The following is a 22734-nucleotide window of genomic DNA, read 5'->3' as shown; positions in this document are numbered from 1 at the left end:
TCAGTTTTAAAATAATACAAAAAATAAATCCAGCTTTTTTTAAGGCTGGATTTTTTTTGTTAATAATTTATTTAGAAAATTTAATGAATGTATAGCAAGGAATTGTATAGTTCATATTATCTATGAATAAATAATAGGTACTGAAAAGGTTGTTCTATTGAATTATAAATTGTAAAATCAATTGAATAAGAATAAAAAAATCCAGAAAGTAGAACCTTCTGGATTTGAGAAATATTGTGTAAGAAATCTTAAGCGTAATATTTTGCTTTTAATTCTTTTACCTTAGGATCGTCTAAGAATTCATCATATGTCATATAACGATCGATGATTCCGTTTGGCGTCAACTCGATAATACGATTACATGTTGTTTGAATCAATTCGTGGTCATGAGAGCCCATTAAAATTGTTCCTTTGAAATTAACCAAAGAATTATTTAATGCTGTAATCGATTCTAAGTCTAAGTGACCTGTTGGTTCGTCTAATAATAATACGTTTGCACGTAATAACATCATGCGAGAGAACATACAACGCATTTTTTCACCTCCAGATAAAACAGAAGATTTTTTCAATGCTTCGTCTCCAGAGAATAACATTTTACCTAAGAAACCACGCATAAATTCTTCGTGACGTTCTTCATCAGAATCAGTATATTGACGTAACCAATCAACCAAGTTGATATCTTCTTTGAAGAAATCTGTATTATCTAATGGTAAATACGCTTGTGTTGTTGTAATACCCCAAGAGAAATCACCAGAATCTGGTTGAACTTTACCTGATAGAATTTCGAAGAATTGAGAAACAGCTTTCGAATTACGAGAGAAAACACCAATTTTATCACCTTTTTTCAGGTTGATGTTTGCATCTTTAAATAAAACTTCTCCATCTACAGACGCAGATAAATCGTTCACTTCTAAGATTTGATCTCCAGCTTCGCGTGATTGTTCCCAAATAATTGCAGGGTATCGACGAGAAGATGGTTTGATGTCTTCAATATTTAATTTCTCGATCATTTTCTTACGAGAAGTTGTTTGTTTTGCTTTAGCAACGTTAGAAGAGAAACGAGCAATGAAATCTTGTAATTCCTTTTTCTTTTCCTCTGCTTTTTTGTTTTGTTGAGCACGTTGTTTTGCCGCTAATTGAGAAGATTCGTACCAGAATGTATAGTTACCAGAATAAAGATTTAATTTAGAGAAATCTAAATCACAGATATGTGTACAAACCGCGTCTAAGAAGTGACGGTCGTGTGATACTACAATTACTGTATTCTCGAAATTACCTAAGAAATCCTCTAACCATTGAATTGTATTAACGTCCAATTCGTTGGTAGGCTCATCTAAGATTAACACGTCTGGATTTCCAAATAAAGCTTGCGCAATCAAAATACGAACTTTCGCTTTATTATCTAAATCTCCCATTAAAGTATAATGCATATCAGAATCAATTCCTACATTAGATAATAATGTAGCTGCATCAGATTCAGCATTCCATCCATTCATTTCTTCATAGACAACGCCTAATTCTCCTGCTTTGATACCATCTTCTTCAGAGAAATCTTCTTTTGCATATAAAGCATCCATACGTTCTTTAATATCGTATAATACTTTATTTCCACGTAAAACAGTATCCAATACTGTGTACTCGTCGTATTTAAAGTGATTCTGCTCTAAGACAGACATACGCTTCCCTTTTTCTAAACTAACTTGTCCAGAAGTAGGATCGATTTCACCAGATAATATTTTTAAAAAAGTTGATTTTCCTGCTCCATTGGCACCAATTATCCCGTAACAGTTGCCATTTGTAAATTTTATATTAACTTCGTCGAAAAGAACACGCTTTCCGAATTGAAGCGATAAATTAGAAACATTTAACATAATTTTTGGTATGATGTTTGTTTGACCTTCCGGCAAAGTTACAAATTTTAATTGGAATAAAATAAAGTGCAAAAAGAAGTTACGATAAAGAATAAACGTGCAAGGTTTGAATATGAACTATTAGATTCATACGATGCCGGCATCCAATTATTTGGGACTGAAATAAAATCTATCCGAATGGGAAAAGCTTCTATTACAGAAAGTTTTTGTCAAATGAAGGATGGTGAACTCTATATCATTAACATGTTTATAGATGAATATGATTGGGGAACATACTTTAATCATAAGACAAGAAGAGACAGAAAACTTTTATTGCAAAAATCTGAATTGCGAAAATTAGAACGTAAAACTAAAGAAACAGGTTTGACAATTGTAGCAACAACGCTGTATATAAACAACAAAGGGTTGGCAAAATTGAAGATTTATTTAGCAAAAGGGAAGAAACTTTTTGATAAAAGAAATACAATAAAAGGAAAAGATTTGAAAAGAGATTTGGATAGAATGATAAAGAATTCTTAAATTTGTCTTATAATTGTATAGAATTTATATAAAATTTAATATATTTAAAACGCTAAATATTTGATAATGAAAAAGTTTAATCTATTATTATCTGCAGTAGCATTATTCGTAGCGGGTAATTCTTTTGTAGACGCTCAGAATTCTAAGAATCCTTGGGCTATTACAGTTGGTGCTCACGCAGTTGACCACAACTCGGTAACTGGACCATTCAACCAGTATTTCAAAACAGATAACTGGGATATCGTTCCTCCTTTGTCTAAATTGTCTATTATTCGTAACTTAAACAGATCTTTCGATGTTGATTTAACTGCTTCTGTAGGTGAAATTGATAACAACAGATTAGCTGTTAAAGATGAATTATTCATCAACGCTGGTTTAGGTTTACGTTATAAATTAGCTAATGGTTATATCTTAAAAGAAGATTCTTGGTTTGATCCATATTTACGTGTAGGTGCTGGATACCACAGATATGATTACACAGGGTTACAATTCCCATTAACTGCATACTATGGTAATGAGAATGGAGGTACTTACCAAATTACTGAAGCTGAAGACTTAGAAAAAAATCATTTTGCAGCTTCATTAGGTGCAGGTATTAATTTTTGGTTTACTAAAAACTTTGGTTTAAATGTAGCTACAGATTATAACTGGTTACCAGCTTACGGAGGAAACAACTATTTTGACTTCTTCCAACATACAGTAGGAGTTACTTTCCGTTTCGGAAAACAAGATAGAGATAATGATGGTATTCCAGATGATGAGGATGCATGTCCAGATACTCCGGGTATTGCTACAGGTGATCCTGCAACAAACGGATGTCCTGATACAGATGGTGACGGTGTATTTGATAAAGATGATGCTTGTCCAGAAGAATTTGGTTTAGCTGAGTTTAACGGATGTCCTGATACAGATGGTGATGGTGTTCCAGATAAAGATGATGCTTGTCCAGAAGTTGCTGGTCCAGTAGAAAACAACGGATGTCCATGGCCTGATACAGATGGTGACGGAATCTTAGATAAAGACGATGCTTGTCCAAACGAGGCTGGTTTAGCTGAGTTCCAAGGTTGTCCTGATACTGACGGAGATGGTATTCCAGATAAAGATGACGCTTGTCCAACTGAAAAAGGACCAAAAGAAAATAACGGATGTCCTTGGACAGAAGTTCACGTAGCTAAACGTTTATCTAACATTTTATTCGAATACAACTCTGATAAAATCGTTCCATCTTCTTATGATGATGTACAAGTTGCTGCTCAAATTTTAAACTCTGATGATTTAAAAACTAAAAGCTTCTACTTAGATGGACATGCTGACCAAAGAGGTTCTGCGGCTTACAACAAAACTTTATCTTTAAAACGTGCTAAAGCATTAGTTAAGATTTTATCTGAAAGAGGTGGAGTTGACGCTAACCGTTTAACTGCTCGTGGATTAGGAGAGTCTCAATTATTATGTACTGAGGAAACAGAAGAATGTTACCAAAGAAACAGACGCGTTGAAGTTTTACCTAAAAACGCTACAGTTACTGAAACTAAAGTTGTAAAACCAGCTACAAAAAAGAAAAAATAATTCTTTAAAAAGCTTACAATAATGAAAGCCACCTCATTTGAGGTGGCTTTTTATTTATATTCTATCAGAATTAGTAAATTATTTTATATAAAAAATATAAGCTTGATGTTTAAAATTGGCAATGATTTTTAGTAAATTAAAATACTTTTCGTTAGATTAGTCTTTCAAAGATTTATTACTTTTGCTTCAATTATACTCAACCTTAAAATGGCTATAAAAAATACTCAAGAAACACCTAAAACTTCTAAGAAACAAATTATTAAAACAATTGTAGGTATTATATTTTTAGTACTTGGATTATTGTTGTTTGTTTCGTTTTTATCTTATTTTTTTAATGGTTTAATCGACCAGAGTCAAATCTCCGATTTATTGGATAAAAGTGAAACTGCTGAAAATATTTTTGGTAAGTTCGGCGCTTTATTGGGAGAAACTTTCATCTTACAAGGCATTGGTATTGTGTCTTTTTTTATCCCAATTTTCTTTATGTTGTTAGGAATAAAAGTGGCTACGAACTGGAAAAAAATTAAACCATTTAAAACACTTTATCAAAGTATATTTTTTATGATTTGGCTACCGATCTTCTTCGGATGTATTCTTCCACAACAACATATGCTTTCAGGTGTAATGGGGTTTGAAGTCAATGATTTTTTAAATAGTTTCATCGGTAAGTTGGGTGTTGTTTTATTGTTATTTGTTAGTTTATTGATTTATTGTGTGATTCATTTTAGAATGACATATCAATTTATCCAACAAAAAATGGAGGAACGCGCGAAACAAAAAGAACTTGATCGCATTGAAAAAGAACAAGAAAAAATTAAAAAGGAGCAACTCGAATTAAGAAAACGTAAAGAAGAAGAAGAGCAAGAAAAAATTAATAAATTCAATCAAGAAGTTGAAAAACAACAAGAAAATGAATCGATTGAAGAGTTGAAATTGGTCGAGAATTTTGAAAAAGAAGCAATCAAATCACATACAGTTAGTCCAAATGAATCTTTTTCGCAAGAGTTTACTATAAATCAACTACAGGAGGAAGAGCAAATTGAAGAAAGTCCTGTTAATATAACCGAATTGGTGGTTGATGAGATAGAAGAAAATAGTGAAATTGAACCAATATCAGAAAATTCAGTTACAAGTTCTAAACAAGAAGCTTCTAATGATTTAGAATTGAAAGTTCAAAAAATTGACGAAGAAGAAGAATTTGAAGCTACTTCTGCACGATTGGTTCAAGAACAAGGCGAATATAACCAACGTTTAGATTTACCAAATTTTCAATTTCCACCGATTTCATTATTGAAAAAATATGATTCAGGAAATACATTAATCGATCAAAAAGAATTAGAATCCAATAAAAATAAAATTATCGAAACTTTAGGTAACTACGGAATCGGTATTTCACAAATTACGGCAACGATAGGTCCAACTGTAACACTTTACGAGATTGTGCCGCAAGCAGGAGTTCGTATTTCTAAAATTAAGAATCTTGAAGATGATATAGCATTAAGTTTAGCAGCACTTGGTATTCGTATTATTGCACCAATTCCAGGAAAAGGAACCATTGGTATCGAAGTTCCGAACTCTAATCCATCTATGGTTTCGATGCATTCTGTAATAGCTTCTCAAAAATTTCAGAATTCTGATATGGAATTACCTATTGCTTTTGGTAAAACAATTACGAATGAAACGTTTGTTGCTGATTTAGCTAAAATGCCTCACTTGTTAATGGCGGGAGCAACTGGACAAGGAAAATCGGTAGGACTGAATGCAATTATTGCATCGTTGTTGTACAAAAAACATCCATCAGAATTGAAATTTGTAATGGTCGATCCAAAGAAAGTAGAGTTGACACTTTACTCGAAAATAGAACGTCATTACTTAGCTAAATTACCTGATGCAGAAGAAGCAATTATCACAGATAATACGAAAGTAATCAATACACTGAATTCGCTTTGTATAGAAATGGATGATCGCTACGAATTACTTAAGAATGCTTTCGTTCGTAATTTGAAAGAATACAATGCGAAGTTTAAAGAACGTAAATTAAACCCAGAAGCTGGACATCGATTTTTACCATATATCGTTTTAATCGTAGATGAGTTTGCAGATTTGATTATGACAGCTGGTAAAGAAGTAGAACTACCTATTGCTCGTTTAGCTCAGCTGGCTCGTGCTGTTGGAATTCACTTGATTGTTGCTACACAACGACCTTCTGTAAATGTTATTACAGGTACAATTAAAGCTAACTTTCCAGCGCGTGTAGCGTTTCGTGTAACATCTAAAATAGATTCGAGAACAATTTTAGATTCTCCTGGAGCTGATCAATTAATTGGAAAAGGAGATATGCTATTTACGACTGGAAATGATTTAGTGCGACTACAATGTGCTTTTGTGGATACACCAGAAGTTGATAAAATCACCGAGTTTATTGGAGAACAACGAGGCTATCCAGATGCTTTACATTTACCAGAATATGTTGGCGAAGATGGAGGTTCTAATTTAGATATTGATTTATCTGATCGTGATGTGTTATTTGAAGATGCTGCACGATTGATTGTAATGAATCAACAAGGTTCTGCATCTTTATTACAACGAAAATTAAAATTAGGATATAACCGAGCAGGACGATTAATTGATCAATTAGAAGCTGCTGGAATTGTTGGACCTTTTGAAGGAAGTAAAGCACGTCAAGTATTGATACAAGATGACATGAGTTTGGAACAGTTGTTGAATAATTTGAACTAAAATTTATTAAAAACAGATAGAAATTTAAATTGTATGAAAAAGATAATTTATTCTTTCATACTCTTATTAGTAGGGGTTGGAACATTAAACGCTCAATCAGCAAAACAAATCTTAGACAAAGTTTACGCAAAATATACCAACGCAAACTCGTATTATATTAAGTTTGATTTTAGTCATTCGACTAATGGAAAATCGATGAATCAAACAGGAGAAGTTTTCTCGATGAAACAAAAATTTAATTTGAATGTAGGAGACATCAATCAAATATACACAGGAACAAAGTTATATACGATAGCAAAAGATGACAAAGAAGTAACAGTTTCTGATGCGTCAAATACAGATGATTTTTTAACTCCAACTAAAGTTTTGAATACCTATCGCACAGATTTTAGTTATGCGTTAACAGATAAAAAAACAGTAGGAGGTAAATCGATTCAGTATATAAAATTAACGCCAACTAAAACATCTTCAATTAAATATTCGATTTTAGGAGTTAATACAGCAAATAATCAAATCCATGATTATAAAGAATATGGTAAAAATGGAGATACAATGTCTATCGTTGTAAAAGATTACGTTCAAAATTTACTTATTCACAAAAGTTACTTTAACTTTGACCAAAAGAAATATAAGTCGCAAGGCTATATTATTACACAATTATAATCAATGTTAAAAAAGCTTGACTGGTATTTAATTAAGACCTTTTTAGGTCCATTTTTTTTCATTTTTAGTGTTCTATTTTTCATCTTTATTGTGCAGTTTGCATGGCAAGAAATGGAAAAATTTATTGGAAAAGGTTTAGAATGGTACACTGTAGCGGAATTACTTTTTTATTTTGGTATTAACGTGGTGCAACTTGTACTGCCACTTACCATTCTTTTGGGGTCGATTATGACAATGGGAGGATTTGGTGAGCGTTACGAGTTGGCAGCAATGAAAGCGTCTGGAATCTCTTTAACAAGAATTCTTGCCCCACTTTTTGGATTAATTATGTTAATGTCAATAGGGTTGTATTATTTTGGAGACAAAGTAATGCCTTATTCTCAACGAAAAGCAAGAACAATGCTCTATAGTATTTTACAGACAAAACCTACTGTAAATATGAAAGAAGGTGTTTTTATTGAAACGGTTCCTGGTTTTCAGATGAAAATTAATAAAGTTTCTGGTGAAAATTCTGAAAAGTTAGAAGATGTTTTTGTTCATCAAAATGCAGCTTTTGGAGAAGATGGAATGACAATAATTGCCAAAAGAGGAAATCTTGCTCCTGATAAAAACGATAACCATTACATGAAAATGGAACTTTTTGATGGAATTGCTTATACAGATAATATTAAGAATAAAAATTTAGATCAACGATTACGTCAAGAAAATCAATATACAAAGTTTGATACGCTTAATTATTACATTGATATTTCGGATATTTTAAATTCAGGGAAAGACGAAGATCCAGGAAACTCGTATAAATATTTGGATGGAAAAGGTCTGAGACATTTGATAGATTCGTTAAATGTAGACTATAAAAAGTATTATTCAGATTTAAAAACAAATATGTTCAATCAGAATTATTATTACTTTCATAAAATGAAAGAGATTGATTCTGTAAATACCAAAATGATTTTCGATATAAAAGAACATTCTGCTCAAGATCAAGACAGAATTATCAATCAATCGATACAAATGGTAAATCGAGATCAAGAAAATATGTTATTTTCTGAACAAGAAATTATAGGTCGAGAAAAACTATATGCAAAAGTAAACATTCATTACAACCGAAACTTTTCGTACGCAGTAACGTGTATTATTTTCTTTTTGATAGGATCTTCGTTAGGAGCAATTGTTAAAAAAGGAGGAATTGGAATGCCGGTTGTTATTTCTATTGTCATATTCGTTATCTATTTTATTCTAAATTTCTCCGCAGAAAACATGGCGAAAAATGGTAAATTAGACTCAACTTTTGCTGCTTGGGCAGCGAATATTATAGCACTTCCATTCTCTATTTTATTTAGTTATAAAGCCAACCAAGACTCAGGATTATTTGACATAAGTATTTACATCGATCCGATTATAAAATACTTTAATAAGTTTAAGAAAACAAACAAAAACGAGGAGCATTCTCGTTATCAATAATATAAAACAATGGAAAATAGATCATCTCAATTAAACACAATTGAAGAAGCTTTAGAAGATTTAAAACAAGGAAAAGTTATCATTGTAGTTGACGATGAAGATCGTGAAAATGAAGGAGATTTCCTATGTATCGCCGAGTTTGCTACACCAGAAGTCATCAACTTTATGGTAACGCATGGACGCGGATTGGTTTGTACACCACTTACACAACAAAGATGTAAAGCTTTAGGCTTAGATCTTATGGTTGGTCACAATACAGCGATTTATGAAACGAATTTTACCGTTTCTGTCGATTTACAAGGACATGGTTGTACAACAGGAATTTCGGCTTCGGATCGTTCAAAAACTATTCAAGCCTTAATTGATGAAAATACAAATCCTGATGATTTAGGTAAACCAGGACATATTTTTCCTTTAATAGCGAAAGATGGAGGGGTTTTAGTTCGCATGGGACATACAGAAGCAGCTGTTGATTTGGCGCGTATGGCAGGACATTATCCTGCTGGATGTATTGTTGAAATATTGAAAGAAGATGGAGAGATGGCTCGTCTTCCTGAATTATTGGAGATTGCGAAAAATTTTGATCTTAAAATCGTTTCGATTGAAGATTTAATTGCATATAGATTAGAAAACGAATCGTTGGTAAAACGTATTGAAGAATTTCCTGCAAAAACTAAATTTGGAGATTATGATTTAGTTGCTTATCAACAAACAACAAACAACCAAATTCACTTTGCACTAAAAAAAGGAAAATGGTCAAAAGATGATGTTGTTCCTGTACGTGTAAAATCGACAAACAGTTATTATGACTTATTTAGCGCTTTACAAAATGGAGAAACGCCATTGTTAGAAAAAACAATGAACATTATCAACGAAGAAGAAAAAGGAGTTATTATTTTTATCAATAATATTCAGAATTCTGAATTAGTTGAACAGAAATTAGAAATTTTCAAAAGCTATTCTGAAGGAAAATCTAAATCGGGGATTTTACCAGCAGACGAAAAAGATCATGGAATTGGATCGCAAATTATCAAAGATTTAGGTATCCAAAAAATGAATTTAATTACACGAACAGTCGAAGAGCCTCATACTACACAATATGGTTTAGAGATTGTAAAATGTACAAAATTGTAAGAAAATAATATAGAACTAAAAAAAGCTTCTCACAAGAGAAGCTTTTTTTATTAATCATCATAATATTTAATGCGCATAATGTTTACGAGAAACAAGATGCAGAATTTTTTGAACTGATTTTGTATTTTTGTAAAGATTCCAATTCATTAATAAAACACTGAATAAAATTACTGCTAATCCATAGATCTGCAAATGAGTTATGACATCATCTGAGAAAAAATAACTTAACGCTACTGCTACAATTGGATTAACGTAAGCATAAGTAGAAACTTCTACGGCTGGACGATGTTGTAACAGCCAAACATAAGATCCAAATGCAAGAATAGAGCCAAAAGTTGTTAAATAAGCCATTGCTAACCAATCTTCTGTCGTTACATTCGCAAGATTGAAATTGGCATACTCTCCATTGAATATGGCAACAGTATTGAATAATACACCAGCAGTAATCATTTGCCAAGCTGTTTTTACCATGATATGCAACTCTTCTTTTGGTTTTGTAACTTCTTTTTTCTGTTTGTCCGTCACATATTTAGAATACAAAGAACCCAATGTCCAAGCGATAGAACAAAAGATTAAAACAATCAATCCAATCATATTTAAGAATTGCTGATCTGCGTCTGCGTGTACAGTAGTCGTTTGTTCGTAGAATAGCATCAAAACACCTATAAAACCAAACAGTACACCTAATACAGTGGGAATACTTGAAAAATTTTGTTTCCATTTTGGTTTATCTAATACAATGAACCAAATAGCTGCCGAAGCTGCCATAATCGCAACAATTCCACTTGGTAAAAATTGCTCAGACCAAATAATTCCGGCCATATCAATAAAAAGTAACATAAATCCCGTAAAAATGCATTGTTTTACGATTTGTTTATCCCAAAGTTTATAGCCTTTTAATTTGCAATACCCCATCAATAATGTACTCGCTCCAATAAAACGAAACGAGCCCAAAATAAATGGACTAAAGCCATGTAATGCCTTATCTATAAAAAAATAAGTTGACCCCCAAACGACATAAACCACGAAATACGCTGCAATAATCAGCCACTTGCTTGGTTGATTCCCTTTCATTCAATCTTCAATTTTAATTCGTTGGTATAACGATATTTTGTTCTTCTTTTATTGTTTGTAATACGATAGTTGTTCGTGTAGAAGTGATTCCACCAATTTTGCTAAGATGTTTACGCATTAATTCTACTAAACCTTCGTTATCAGAAGTTCTTACTTTGATTAGATAACCATCATCTCCAGCGATATCATGAACTTCTAAAACTTCTGGAATTTGAGCAAGCTGTTTTCCTACTGTTTCATCTCCGATAATATCTACCGTTTTGATAAACATGTATGAAAGTAATTTTTGACCAACTGCTACTGGATTTATTTTTGCATGATAAGCTAAAATAACTTGTTTGTTTTCAAGCTTCTTTACTCGTTCTAATATACCAGAAGGTGCCATTCCCAATTCTCTTGCAATATCGGCATTGTTAATACGCGCATTTTCTTGCATTAATCGCATGATTTTCAAATCGGTAGCATCTAAATTGAATTCTATTTTTTCCATTTCGACTGCAAAATTAAAGTTTTTTGAATAATATTCAAAAAATATATTAATAATTGTATTTTGTTCTTGATATGAATTTAAACCATAAATTAAATTCAGTATTTTACCAAGTGTTAAACCTTTGTTCATAAAAAAAAGCTGCCCAATATTGGACAGCTTATGTTATTTAAAAATTTCCGTTAGAGAATTAGTTTCCTCCTTCTTCCATTTTCTTTTTCAATGCAGCTAATGAATCGATATCTCCTAATGTAGATGTTTCAATTGTGTTAGATGAATTGTTGTTGTTATTGTTGTTAGAAGTTCTTTCAGCTTTAACTTCTTCCTCACGGAAAGTTGCTGTATGAGAAACTACTACACGACGGAATTCTTTATTGAATTCGATTACTTTGAAAGATGTTTCTTCACCTTTTTTGATACGAGATCCGTCTTCCTTCTCTAATGTACGAGCTGGAGCGAAAGCTTCAACGTCAGCATCTTCGAATTGAACTGTAGCACCTTTGTCAAATACGTCAACTGCAACACCTGTGTGAGTTGTACCTACAGCATATTTAGCTTCGTACTGATCCCATGGGTTTTCAGTTAATTGTTTGTGACCTAAAGATAAACGACGAGCTTCTACGTCTAATTCTAAAACTACTACGTCTAAGATATCATCAACTGCACAGAATTCTGATGGGTGTTTGATTTTCTTAGTCCAAGATAAGTCAGAGATGTAGATTAATCCGTCAACACCTTCTTCTAATTCTACGAATACACCGAAGTTTGTGAAGTTACGAACTTTACCTTTGTGAGTAGAACCTACTGGGTATTTAGTTGTAATATCTGTCCAAGGATCTGGCGTTAACTGTTTGATACCTAAAGACATTTTTCTTTCTTCTCTATCTAAAGTTAAAACTACTGCTTCAACTTCATCACCTACTTTTACGAAATCTTGAGCAGAACGTAAGTGAGTAGACCATGACATTTCAGAAACGTGGATTAAACCTTCTACACCTGGAGCAACCTCAACGAATGCACCGTAGTCAGCTAAAACAACTACTTTTCCTTTAACTTTATCACCAACTTTGATATCTGCATCTAAAGCATCCCATGGGTGAGCTTCTAATTGTTTAATACCTAATTGGATACGAGATTTATCTTCGTCGAAATCTAAGATTACAACGTTGATTTTTTGTCCATCTTCTAAGATTTCAGATGGGTGGTTGATACGAGACCAAGATAAGTCTGTAATGTGGATTAAACCGTCAACACCTCCTAAGTCTACGAATACACCGTAAGATGTGATGTTTTTAACTTCACCTTCTAATACTTGTCCTTTCTCTAATTGAGCAACGATTTCTTTTTTCTGAACTTCGATATCAGCCTCGATTAACGCTTTGTGAGAAACAACTACGTTTTTGAATTCTGGGTTGATTTTAACAACTTTGAACTCCATAGTTTTTCCTACGAATTGTTCGTAATCACGGATTGGTTTAACATCGATTTGAGAACCTGGTAAGAAAGCTTCAATTCCGAATACGTCAACAATCATACCTCCTTTAGTACGAGCTTTGATGTAACCGTTAACGATTTCTTGAGAATCGTGTGCTTTGTTCACAGCATCCCATGCATTTAATGTACGAGCTTTTTTGTGAGATAAAATTAATTGTCCATTTTTATCTTCACGTTGATCAACCATTACTTCAACGATATCTCCAACTTTTAAATCTTGGTTGTAACGGAATTCGTTTAATGAAATAACACCTTCTGATTTGAAGTTGATGTCAACGATAGCTTCTTTATCTGTAATACGTACAACTTGTCCTTTGAATACTTCATTCTCATGTAAGTCTTCTAAAGTTGTATCGTACATTTGCTCTAATTCAGCTTTTTCTTTACGATCTTCTTCGTTTAATCCTGATTCGAAAGATTCCCAATCAAATGATTCTGGCGCTACGTTTGCATTAGCAGACGCATCTAATACTGGAGTGTTTAATACAACTTCTTTTACCTCCTCTTGTTTTGTTTCTTTAGACATAATTCTAAAAATTTGTATCTCAATCAATTTTATTTTTGGAATCTTAAAATGCAAATAAATGACCGAGAGATGTTTAACTTAATAATTAATCGCTTGATTCCTAATTCATTTAAGCGAGTGCAAAGATAAACAATAAAAATTAATTTTTTGGAATAATTTTCGCTTCAACTCAAAGAAATTTAAGTTTTTATAAACTCAATACACGTTTGTTTATTTGTAACTTGTAAACGAATCTAAATCTTATGGATAGTTTAAAGAAAATAAAACGCTTTTCGAAAATCGTAAAAGTCGTTTCTAAATATGGTTTTGAAGAAATCCTTTCTCGTGGAAATGATTTGTTTCATTCTGACCAAAATACTGATTTCTTCAATAGTTCTTTCAATCAAAGGTTTCGAATGGCTTTGGAAGAACTCGGACCAACCTATATAAAATTTGGTCAATTATTAAGTAATCGAAAAGATTTGGTTCCTGAATCATTGGTCGAAGAGTTGAAAAAATTACAAGATAATGTCCCGCCTGAAGAGATTGATATTTATCAAAGAATAAAAGATGAATTTGGAATAGAACCAGACGAACATTTTCTTTCAATAGAACAACAACCTTTTGCTGCAGCCAGTATTTCACAAGTTTACCGCGCTACATTATTGAATGGTGAAAAAGTCGTGTTCAAAGTGAAGCGATCAAACATTCAACATATCATCGAATCAGATTTGGCCTTGATTCGTGATATCGTTCTTTTTTTAGAAAAGAAATACGAGAAGTTACAAAAGTTATTCATTTCTGAAATTGAAAAATCATTCGAAAATTCGATTCTAAAAGAACTTTCTCTAACGAACGAATTTCAAAATATCGAACGTTTTAGAAAAAATTTCGAGAAAAGTAAAGATGTTTACGTTCCTAAAACATACGAAGACTATTCGAATAATAATTTTCTTTGTATGGAATTAATCGAGGGTTTTAAAGTAAATGATGTTGAGCAATTGGAAGCGTTGGGACTTGACCCAAAAAAAATCGTGCAAAAAGGGTTTGATATTTATTTGAAACAATTGTTAGATGATGGTTTTTTTCATGCCGATCCTCATCCAGGTAATATTTTTATTTTGCAAGACGGTCGAATAGCTTTCATCGATTTTGGCTCGATGGGAATTTTAGCAATCAACGAAAAAGAAGCATTAGAAAATGTTGTCATTGATTTTGGTTTGAAAAATCCAAAACGTATTGTTCGTTCACTCAAAAAAATGGCGATTAAACATTATATCGAAAATGATAAACAATTGGAACGTGATATTGCTGATATTTTTGACTATTTAGAATACAATACAGTTGACACCATTGAAGTTCAGGTCATCATCAAAAAATTTAATCATATTCTACAGCGTAATCATGTGTTATTACCTGAATATGTTTATATCTTATTAAGAGGAATTGCGCTTATAGAAGGGATTGGTCAACAATTGCATGCTGATCTTAATGTACAACGTTCGATGCGTCCGTATGCAATAAAATTAGCTCGTCAGAAATTTCATCCTAAATATTTGAGTAAAAAGACGATTGATAATTTCAAGGATATTCAAGATTTAATCAACGATTTACCAGAAGATACATTAAAGCTAATCGAAAAAATAAACAACGATAAATTAGCGCTTAATTTTAAGATTGATGAAATCGATAATATTCAGAAACTCATAAAAGACAGTGTCAATAAAATAGTGTTAGCTTTATTAACATTAACTTTTGGAATTGGTGGAAGTATGTTAGCCAATACAACCGTTCGTCCTATGATTTTAGACATGCCAATGCTTTCTTGGGTTGGGTATTTATTATCTGTTTTTACGGCGAGTTGTATTATTATTTTAGTCTTTAGAAAAAAGTAGATTTAAAATTTAGCTTTAAAATTAAGCATCAAAAAGAAAGTATTTTTATAAGAAACTTAAAACTATTATATTTGCATTTGTATGGAAAATTTTGTTGTTTCAGCCAGAAAATATCGCCCACTAAATTTTGAAGATGTAGTTGGACAATCGTCTATTACAAATACTTTAGAACAAGCGATAAAGTCTAATCAATTGCCACAAGCACTTTTATTTTGTGGTCCAAGAGGTGTTGGGAAAACAACATGCGCCAGAATTTTAGCACGTAAAATTAACGAAGAAAATGGAGTAGAAGGTGATCAAGATTTTGCTTTCAATATTTTCGAGTTAGATGCAGCATCAAATAATTCGGTGGATGATATACGAAATCTAATAGATCAAGTACGTATTGTTCCTCAAATTGGAAAATATCGTGTGTATATTATTGATGAGGTTCATATGTTATCAACAGCAGCTTTTAATGCTTTTTTGAAAACATTAGAAGAGCCACCAGCGCATGCTATTTTTATTTTGGCAACTACAGAAAAACATAAAATTATTCCTACGATTCTTTCTAGATGTCAGATTTATGATTTCAAACGAATAGGAGTTGAAGATATCAAAGGACATCTGAAAAATGTTGCAGATAAAGAACAAGTAACTTTCGAAGATGATGCACTGCATTTGATTGCGCAAAAAGCAGATGGAGCTTTGCGTGATTCGTTGTCGATTTTTGATCGAATGGCAACTTTTACAAATAAAAATTTGACGTATTCCGCTGTTGCAGAAAACTTGAATGTATTGGATTACGATTATTATTTCAAGATGACAGATGCGTGTTTGGAAAATGATATTCCACAAGCAATGTTGCAACTGAACGATATTTTAAATAAAGGATTTGATGCCCATCTTTTTATTTGTGGCTTAGGTGCACATTTCCGCGATTTGTTGATGGCTAAAACAGCTAATACCGTTAGTTTGTTAGAAGTCGGAGAACGTATCAAAGCGAAATACTTAGAACATGCTCAAAAATGTTCGGCTTCATTTTTATTTGGTGCGATAGAAATCTGTAATGAAGCAGATTTAAATTACAAATCGAGTAAGAATCCACGTTTAACAGTTGAAATTGCTTTGATGCAATTAGCTTCTTTAACTGCTGAAGAAAACGGTCTTAAAAAAAAAAAGTATAGGATAGTTCCTCCATCTTTTTATTTGTCAAAAGAACAACAAACGACTACAATTGCGGTACCTTCAGTTCATCAAAACAACATGGTACAGCAAAATGAAGAGTCTCAATCGCAGGTACATTTTAATGTGAAAAAATCGGTGATTTCGGAAGAGGTCAAAGCATATACACGTGCTTCAAAACCAATTAAAACCAGCGGTAATTCATCATTTAGTTTGAAAATGGCTTTACCTGGAGCAAAAGTACAAGAACATCAAGAAGAAATACTACGAGATGATTTGCCACGAGAAAAATTTACATTAGAACAAGTAAATGAAGGATGGAAAAGATTTTTGGATCGTTTGAAAATCGAACATAACATTCCGTCTTATAATGCATTGATGACAACAGAGCTTGGTTTGGAAGGGGATGAAATTATTTTCGAGTTTTCTTCACATTCATCTGAACAGGAATTTGAGGAATACCGTGATCGAATTAGAAATAGTTTAAGAGCATTTCTAAAGAATCATTATTTCACGATTCAAATCAAATTTTCGGAGAAGGAAGCTACAAATCATATCTTATCGAATAAAGAGAAATTCAAACTATTATCAGACAAAAACCCTGTTTTGTTAAAATTAAAAGAAGAATTTGGGTTAGATTTGTATGATTAATGAAAGTTTCTTATTAAACTTGCAATAAATTTTTATAAATAATGAAAAAAGTTCTTTTAGGGATTTTTGTTGTTGCGTCGTTAGTGTCTTGTAACAAAGGAAAATCTGTAGACAAATTAGAAAGCGAAGATCAAAAAGCTTCTTATGCTTTCGGTACTGGTCTTGGTGAGCAAATCAAAGGTCTTGGAGGACGTTTAGTTGAGACAGATAGTATCAACTACGATCAATTGGAAAAAGGGATCAGAGATTATTTAAAAGCTGGAAAAGAGAGTAGAGAATCTTACGCGATTGGACAGCAAGTTGGTCAGCAAATTGAGACGGTTATTAACCAACAACAATTAGATCAAATGGACAAGGATATTATTGTTCAAGGGATTATGGATGTTGTACGTCACAAAAAATTGTTGATTACACAAGAAGCGGGAATGGGAATTTTAGATACGTATGCAAAAAATCACCAACAAAACTTGGTGAAGAAAAATGCAGACGAGTCTAAAAAATTAGTAGACGAGAAGAAAAAAGCTTCTGGTGCTAAAACAACTGCTTCTGGATTAGTTTATGTTGTAGAAAAAGAAGGAACAGGTGCTAAACCAAACATTAATAGTATTGTTAAAGTAAAATATACTGGTAAAATTTTAGCTACTGGTAAGACTTTTGATAGTACAGATAAAAACCCTGAAGCTAAAGGAGGTGTAGAATTTCCTTTGAACCAAGTTATTCCAGGATGGTCAGAAGGTTTACAATTAATGTCTAAAGGATCTAAATACAAATTCTATATTCCAGCTAACTTAGGTTACGGTGAAATGGGAGCCCCTGGAGGACAAATTGGACCAAACCAAGCATTAGAATTCGAAGTAGAATTAGTAGACTTTAAAGAAGGTCAAACAGCTCCACAAGGTCAACCAGGTGCGCAAGGACAAGGTTTATCAGAAGAGCAAATGAAAGAATTACAAAAACAATTCGAAGCGCAAGCTCAACAAGGTAAATAATCAATAGGTTACATACAAACTAAAAATCCCACTCATCGAGTGGGATTTTTTTATGCATTATATTTTAATTTATTTCAGATAATTAAAAATTTTATTGGCTTCAACAGAGCCTTTTCTAATCGTTACAAGATTTTTATTCTTGTCGAATAAATAGAATGTAGGAATTGAAGTTGGTTGAAAAATAGGACCAAACTCATAATTAGAATCGTATAATAATTCTACATTTTTATTGTTTACAAATTTTGGTGCATGTTGATTTAAAAATGGAATAGCATCTTTTGCTTCGTATTCGGAAACTAAAATAATTTGTGTGTTTTTGAAATGATCTTCGTAATTGTTGTTAAAGTGATTTAACGCTAATTGACAGTGGATACATGTTGGTGAGTATAAAACAATCAAAGTTTGTTTTCCTTTTTTGATTTCTTTTGAATCGAAAATTCCATCGGATTGCATTTTTACAAAAGAAAATTCTGGAATAGTTGTTAATGTATTTTCAGTTTGTGCGAATGTAAAAATCGAACAAAAGAATATGACTAAAGCAGTAAGTTTTGTTTTCATGTTGTTAAGAAAAATTTTGACGGAAGTTAATCAATTCTATTCAAAATAAAAACGACAGTTAATAAAACTGTCGTTTTCCTATTTTAAAAATGCTAAAAATATGTTTAACTCTGAGAAAATTAGAATTTAAATACAACTTGTGCAGCCATGTTAAATGGATCGATTTGGTTGATGTAACCTCCTCTGTAGTATGAGTTGTATCCAATTTCGTCTGTAATATTATTGAAGAATAAACGGAAGTCAAATTTACGAGTAGAATATCCAATTTGTGCATTAAGCGTTGTATATTCAGGCATCATAAATGGTTTTACACCAGGAGTAGTGTTATGAATAATTGTTTTCTTCGTGTATTCATTTACAGGTCTTTCTCCGACATAGTATGCTCCAACAGATAATGATATTCCGTCAACAAATGTATTTGTATTTTGGAATTTGTATTGAACCCATGCGTTTGCAGTATGTTTTGGAGCATTCATTGGAGCTGAACCATCCATGTAAGCAGGTGAGTGCTCATATTGTGCGTCTAAATATGCGTAACCTAATAAAACTTGAACATTTGGTAATGGACGACCAGAAATATCTAACTCAACTCCTTGACGTTTTAAATTACCTGCTAAACCATATAAGTTTTCTTTTGTAACAGGATCTGTTGCATTACTTCCATCTTCATTATAAATAGTATAAGAAAGATTTTTATTGTTCATATTGAAATAAGTAAGGTTAGCACGTAAACGGTCATTGAACCAAGATGTTTTAACACCTGTTTCGAATTGATCAGTTTTAGAAGAACCTACACGTCCACCATTTTCTAATAAGTTCATTGCAGATCGTAAACTTGTACTAGTAGTCCATGAAGCAAAAAGATTTACACTTTTTGTTGGGGAAACCATTAATCCAATCATTGGATCAACTGCATTATCATGGTTACTGATTGAATACGAATAACGTAAAGATCCAATTACTTTAATGAAATCTTTATAAGATAAATGTTGTTGAGTCATGAACCCATAATAATAGTTATATGTTGGGGTTCCAAAAGATCCTAATTCTAAATTTTTAAGTAAATCCGAAGATAGACTTACATTGTTTTGAATATCTTCAAAGATATTTGCTTGAGGTAAATAATATTTAGTCACCCCATTTTCTTTGTAACTTCCTATTCCTTTTGCACTTCTTGAAGTACTTCTATCATAAGAATAATCATATCCAACTTGCCATGACCATTTGAAATCACTAAAGTTAAAATCTTTTCCCATTAAATCAGCTTGAATAGCTGTACTTCTATCATCATTAAATGAGCGACCTAGTGTTCTATCAATAAGATTCAAATTCTTCTTATCATTTTTCACTAATGCAGTTGATGTATTGTCATTTGTAAAGAACGAACCAAAATAAGCTACGCGAAAGTTAATTTTATCAGTAATTTGACGATTAATCCAAGCAGAATATGTTAAATTTTCCATTTTGGTTTTATCGTATTGAGTACCTAGAAATTTATGTCCCATATCAAATAGAGCTTCTGTATCATTTGCTGCTAAATTAACAGTACCACGATCAGGAACACCATTTAAATTTAAATAGTCCATTTGTACCACAACTTCTGTTTTATCATCTGGTCGCCATGCAAAAGAAGGGTTTATATAATGTCTTTTTGTTTCAATTACATCTCTATAGCTTTCACCATATTGATATGCTCCATTCAAACGAAAAGCAAATTTCTTATTATTATCTAATACTTGTTGCATATCAAAAGTTGCTCTAACATTGTTCCAACTTCCATAACGTAAACCTACTTCTTTTTCGTTATTGAATCGAGGAGTTTTTGTGACAATATTGATTACACCACCAGCAGAACCTAATCCTGTAGCAATACCTTGTGTAATAGAGGCTGCACCTTTTATAACTTGAATAGATTCCACTCCTTGCATATCACTTATTGCAGAAGCTGTACGGAAATCAGAGTCCATACGAACACCATTTTTTAAGACTGGAGTTCCTCTATATCCACGAATAGACATAGATTCTTTATAACCACCATAGTTTCCAAATAATGTAACACCTGGGACATTACGAGCAGCATCCGTAATAGTAAGAGCCCCTTGTTCTTCAATTAATTTTTCTGAAATAATTGAAATTGATTGCAATTGATCTTGAGGTGAACCAGGGAAACGCGTGATTGTTTCTAATCCTCTTTGATTCTTATTTCGATCTCCAAAAATTTCAACTTCTTGTAAAGTGTTGATAGAATCTTTTCTTTCTTTTTTAGTTTCTTGTGCAAAGGCAGTTGATAAACTAAGTAGTGTAAGAGTTGATAATAAATATATATTCTTTCTCATGCGTTATCTATATTTAATCTAAATAAAATTAATTACGCAAATTTAATTAGACTTAATCTAAATAAAAAAAAGAAATCGACTGATAGATGTCATCTATTAGTCGATTTTGTTAAATATTTTAAGATTTTTTTGTCTTACTCGAAAAAAGAGAAGTGTACGTTTCCGTATTTTTTGTGTTGTATAAAATTTGGATGATCTACAAAAGAAATATTAGAAGGATGTTCTAATATAAAATTTCCTCCTTCTTCTAACCATTGGTTGTTCATTACCAAATCAGGAATTTTTTTGTAAGCTTCTTCATCTAAATCGTAGGGTGGATCAGCAAAAATAATATCAAACTTTTTGATAGGTTGTTTATCTAAATATTTCAAAACATCACCTTTTACAGTTGTAATGATATCATCTAATTTTAATTGTTTAGCCGTTTCATCTAAGAATTTTACACAACCATAGAAGTTATCTACAGAAGTTACTTTTTTAGCTCCACGAGAAGCAAACTCTAATGAAATACCACCAATTCCTGAAAATAAATCCAGCACAGTAATTTCATCAAAATACCATTCGTTGTTTAATATATTAAATAAAGCTTCTTTTGCGAAGTCTGTTGTAGGGCGCACCGGTAAATTGTTTGGTGCAGTGATTCGTTTTCCTTTTAATGTTCCTGAAATGATTCGCATTCGAATAATTTATATAATGTAAAATATTGTCCAAGTTGTTTATCATCTTCGTTAAACGAAATATGACGAACATATTTTTTTAAGGTTTCGTAGTAATTTGGTGAAGTTAAAACGTCTCCAAAAGCATATAATGAAACTTCGTTTGAACTAATATTTAATTGATTTAATGTGTACAAAATGTAAAACAAAAAGTCTTCTTTCGTTTTTGTTTCAAATAGATTATAAAAAATAAATTCTCCATTGCTTAACACACAAACTTCTAATTTTTGGTGCATCAAATTGATGTAAACTTCATTGTTTTTCGAATTAATCAACCCATAATCAATCAAGAATTTGCCCGAATGATACAAGCGAGCATTTTGCAAATTGGGTAAAGAAAGCAAAATATCTTTTAACGGATAATGAATGTTGTATACAATAGAAGCATCTACATTTTCTAATGGACAATCAATTGCTAATTTGATAGGACTATAATCCGAAAGAGATAACAAATCTTCGAAAGGCTTGTGCGAAAGATGTGAGGGAACGACATTGATTGTAGTCGATAAAAAACAAATGTGCACATGGTCGTATTCTTGCAATAGAGTCAAATTAGAACGCAATTCATGTTCAATTTCAATCTCCGTTTTGTTAAGATTTGTAAAATCCACCGAATAGTCATACACATCCGAATACGAAGTCGATATTCCGTCGGTTGTTTTGGTAATATAACTAAGCATATCGTGTGATAATAAAATCGCTAACGAACGTTGAGTTGGTTTTGACATAAATTTTTCTTTATCCTTGAATTTTTAACTCGCTGATTAAGATGAAAATCAATCCTAATGAAATCAAAAATAACAAAATTTTGAAAGCAATCTTCATACAGAAAATTTATTTCTGTAAAGATACTACAATTATTTTGTTGATTAAAAATGCATTTCAGCCGAATCTACTTAAATTTACAGA

The 22734-nt window shown here is 32.0% G+C and carries 17 protein-coding genes; 9 read left to right on the top strand and 8 right to left on the bottom strand.

Annotated features, from left to right (window positions below):
- Nucleotides 1–248: 248 nt before the first annotated feature.
- Nucleotides 249–1871, bottom strand: coding sequence for an ABC-F family ATP-binding cassette domain-containing protein (locus IF125_RS08515; RefSeq protein ID WP_188319217.1), 1623 nt, complete (start codon nucleotides 1869–1871; stop codon nucleotides 249–251).
- Between the two features lie 66 nt (nucleotides 1872–1937).
- Between IF125_RS08515 and smpB the strand changes: the two genes are divergently transcribed.
- The 6 genes from smpB to ribB all read left to right on the top strand — a co-directional run bounded on the left by smpB (nucleotide 1938) and on the right by ribB (nucleotide 9956).
- Nucleotides 1938–2390: an SsrA-binding protein SmpB gene (gene smpB, locus IF125_RS08510; protein WP_171621839.1), complete on the top strand. Its 453-nt coding sequence runs from the start codon at nucleotides 1938–1940 to the stop codon at nucleotides 2388–2390.
- 66 nt (nucleotides 2391–2456) lie between these two features.
- Entirely contained in the window at nucleotides 2457–3956 is a 1500-nt protein-coding gene (locus IF125_RS08505; protein ID WP_225542190.1) for an OmpA family protein, read from the top strand.
- A gap of 207 nt (nucleotides 3957–4163) precedes the next feature.
- Nucleotides 4164–6695, top strand: coding sequence for an FtsK/SpoIIIE family DNA translocase (locus IF125_RS08500; protein WP_225542189.1), 2532 nt, complete (start codon nucleotides 4164–4166; stop codon nucleotides 6693–6695).
- A 33-nt stretch (nucleotides 6696–6728) separates the two neighbouring features.
- Nucleotides 6729–7358, top strand: a complete 630-nt coding sequence (locus IF125_RS08495; RefSeq protein ID WP_225542188.1) for a LolA family protein — start codon at nucleotides 6729–6731, stop codon at nucleotides 7356–7358.
- Between the two features lie 3 nt (nucleotides 7359–7361).
- Complete coding sequence (locus tag IF125_RS08490; RefSeq protein ID WP_225542187.1) at nucleotides 7362–8822, top strand: LptF/LptG family permease; 1461 nt, start codon at nucleotides 7362–7364, stop codon at nucleotides 8820–8822.
- A gap of 9 nt (nucleotides 8823–8831) precedes the next feature.
- Nucleotides 8832–9956: a 3,4-dihydroxy-2-butanone-4-phosphate synthase gene (gene ribB / locus IF125_RS08485; RefSeq protein WP_225539734.1), complete on the top strand. Its 1125-nt coding sequence runs from the start codon at nucleotides 8832–8834 to the stop codon at nucleotides 9954–9956.
- A gap of 66 nt (nucleotides 9957–10022) precedes the next feature.
- On the opposite strand, the gene IF125_RS08480 is transcribed toward ribB, so the two are convergent.
- The 3 genes from IF125_RS08480 to rpsA form a co-directional block, all read right to left on the bottom strand.
- Nucleotides 10023–11030 (bottom strand): EamA family transporter, encoded by a 1008-nt coding sequence (locus IF125_RS08480; RefSeq protein ID WP_171621845.1) that lies wholly within the window; start codon nucleotides 11028–11030, stop codon nucleotides 10023–10025.
- 13 nt (nucleotides 11031–11043) lie between these two features.
- Entirely contained in the window at nucleotides 11044–11511 is a 468-nt protein-coding gene (locus IF125_RS08475; protein WP_210766915.1) for an Lrp/AsnC family transcriptional regulator, read from the bottom strand.
- A 196-nt stretch (nucleotides 11512–11707) separates the two neighbouring features.
- Nucleotides 11708–13537: a 30S ribosomal protein S1 gene (gene rpsA, locus IF125_RS08470; protein ID WP_171621846.1), complete on the bottom strand. Its 1830-nt coding sequence runs from the start codon at nucleotides 13535–13537 to the stop codon at nucleotides 11708–11710.
- A 242-nt stretch (nucleotides 13538–13779) separates the two neighbouring features.
- On the opposite strand from rpsA, the gene IF125_RS08465 reads away from it, so the two are divergent.
- The 3 genes from IF125_RS08465 to IF125_RS08455 all read left to right on the top strand — a co-directional run bounded on the left by IF125_RS08465 (nucleotide 13780) and on the right by IF125_RS08455 (nucleotide 18215).
- The gene (locus IF125_RS08465; RefSeq protein WP_225542186.1) at nucleotides 13780–15411 is read left to right on the top strand and encodes an ABC1 kinase family protein; all 1632 of its coding nucleotides are present in this window, start codon (nucleotides 13780–13782) and stop codon (nucleotides 15409–15411) included.
- Between the two features lie 81 nt (nucleotides 15412–15492).
- A complete protein-coding gene (gene dnaX / locus IF125_RS08460) occupies nucleotides 15493–17226 on the top strand; it encodes a DNA polymerase III subunit gamma/tau (RefSeq protein ID WP_225542185.1) in 1734 nt (577 codons plus the stop codon).
- A 41-nt stretch (nucleotides 17227–17267) separates the two neighbouring features.
- The gene (locus IF125_RS08455; RefSeq protein ID WP_225542184.1) at nucleotides 17268–18215 is read left to right on the top strand and encodes an FKBP-type peptidyl-prolyl cis-trans isomerase; all 948 of its coding nucleotides are present in this window, start codon (nucleotides 17268–17270) and stop codon (nucleotides 18213–18215) included.
- Nucleotides 18216–18284: 69 nt separating this feature from the next.
- Here the strand turns inward: IF125_RS08455 and IF125_RS08450 are convergent, their stop codons facing one another.
- The 4 genes from IF125_RS08450 to IF125_RS08435 all read right to left on the bottom strand — a co-directional run bounded on the left by IF125_RS08450 (nucleotide 18285) and on the right by IF125_RS08435 (nucleotide 22553).
- Entirely contained in the window at nucleotides 18285–18773 is a 489-nt protein-coding gene (locus IF125_RS08450) for a TlpA family protein disulfide reductase (RefSeq protein ID WP_225542183.1), read from the bottom strand.
- A gap of 119 nt (nucleotides 18774–18892) precedes the next feature.
- Complete coding sequence (locus tag IF125_RS08445; protein ID WP_225542182.1) at nucleotides 18893–21109, bottom strand: TonB-dependent siderophore receptor; 2217 nt, start codon at nucleotides 21107–21109, stop codon at nucleotides 18893–18895.
- Nucleotides 21110–21243: 134 nt separating this feature from the next.
- Nucleotides 21244–21786 carry an RsmD family RNA methyltransferase gene (locus tag IF125_RS08440; RefSeq protein WP_188319213.1) on the bottom strand — a complete coding sequence of 181 codons (543 nt, stop codon included), beginning with the start codon at nucleotides 21784–21786 and terminating at the stop codon, nucleotides 21244–21246.
- The gene (locus IF125_RS08435) at nucleotides 21762–22553 is read right to left on the bottom strand and encodes a DUF3822 family protein (RefSeq protein WP_171621854.1); all 792 of its coding nucleotides are present in this window, start codon (nucleotides 22551–22553) and stop codon (nucleotides 21762–21764) included. The genes IF125_RS08440 and IF125_RS08435 overlap by 25 nt, the downstream gene beginning before the upstream one ends.
- Nucleotides 22554–22734 lie beyond the last annotated feature (181 nt).

It is taken from the genome of Empedobacter stercoris (assembly GCF_020281205.1).
GTDB lineage: Bacteria > Bacteroidota > Bacteroidia > Flavobacteriales > Weeksellaceae > Empedobacter > Empedobacter stercoris.
The sequence above is the reverse complement of the archived record's forward strand: the minus strand, read 5'-3'. Positions and strand labels throughout refer to the sequence as shown.

Bases quoted from the DNA above. Each gene is read 5' to 3' on its own strand.
- IF125_RS08515 (WP_188319217.1), bottom strand. From the start codon at position 1,871: ATGTTAAATGTTTCTAATTTATCGCTTCAATTCGGAAAGCGTGTTCTT.
- IF125_RS08505 (WP_225542190.1), top strand. From the start codon at position 2,457: ATGAAAAAGTTTAATCTATTATTATCTGCAGTAGCATTATTCGTAGCG.
- IF125_RS08500 (WP_225542189.1), top strand. From the start codon at position 4,164: ATGGCTATAAAAAATACTCAAGAAACACCTAAAACTTCTAAGAAACAA.
- IF125_RS08495 (WP_225542188.1), top strand. From the start codon at position 6,729: ATGAAAAAGATAATTTATTCTTTCATACTCTTATTAGTAGGGGTTGGA.
- IF125_RS08490 (WP_225542187.1), top strand. From the start codon at position 7,362: ATGTTAAAAAAGCTTGACTGGTATTTAATTAAGACCTTTTTAGGTCCA.
- ribB (WP_225539734.1), top strand. From the start codon at position 8,832: ATGGAAAATAGATCATCTCAATTAAACACAATTGAAGAAGCTTTAGAA.
- IF125_RS08480 (WP_171621845.1), bottom strand. From the start codon at position 11,030: ATGAAAGGGAATCAACCAAGCAAGTGGCTGATTATTGCAGCGTATTTC.
- rpsA (WP_171621846.1), bottom strand. From the start codon at position 13,537: ATGTCTAAAGAAACAAAACAAGAGGAGGTAAAAGAAGTTGTATTAAAC.
- IF125_RS08465 (WP_225542186.1), top strand. From the start codon at position 13,780: ATGGATAGTTTAAAGAAAATAAAACGCTTTTCGAAAATCGTAAAAGTC.
- dnaX (WP_225542185.1), top strand. From the start codon at position 15,493: ATGGAAAATTTTGTTGTTTCAGCCAGAAAATATCGCCCACTAAATTTT.
- IF125_RS08455 (WP_225542184.1), top strand. From the start codon at position 17,268: ATGAAAAAAGTTCTTTTAGGGATTTTTGTTGTTGCGTCGTTAGTGTCT.
- IF125_RS08450 (WP_225542183.1), bottom strand. From the start codon at position 18,773: ATGAAAACAAAACTTACTGCTTTAGTCATATTCTTTTGTTCGATTTTT.
- IF125_RS08445 (WP_225542182.1), bottom strand. From the start codon at position 21,109: ATGAGAAAGAATATATATTTATTATCAACTCTTACACTACTTAGTTTA.
- IF125_RS08440 (WP_188319213.1), bottom strand. From the start codon at position 21,786: ATGCGAATCATTTCAGGAACATTAAAAGGAAAACGAATCACTGCACCA.
- IF125_RS08435 (WP_171621854.1), bottom strand. From the start codon at position 22,553: ATGTCAAAACCAACTCAACGTTCGTTAGCGATTTTATTATCACACGAT.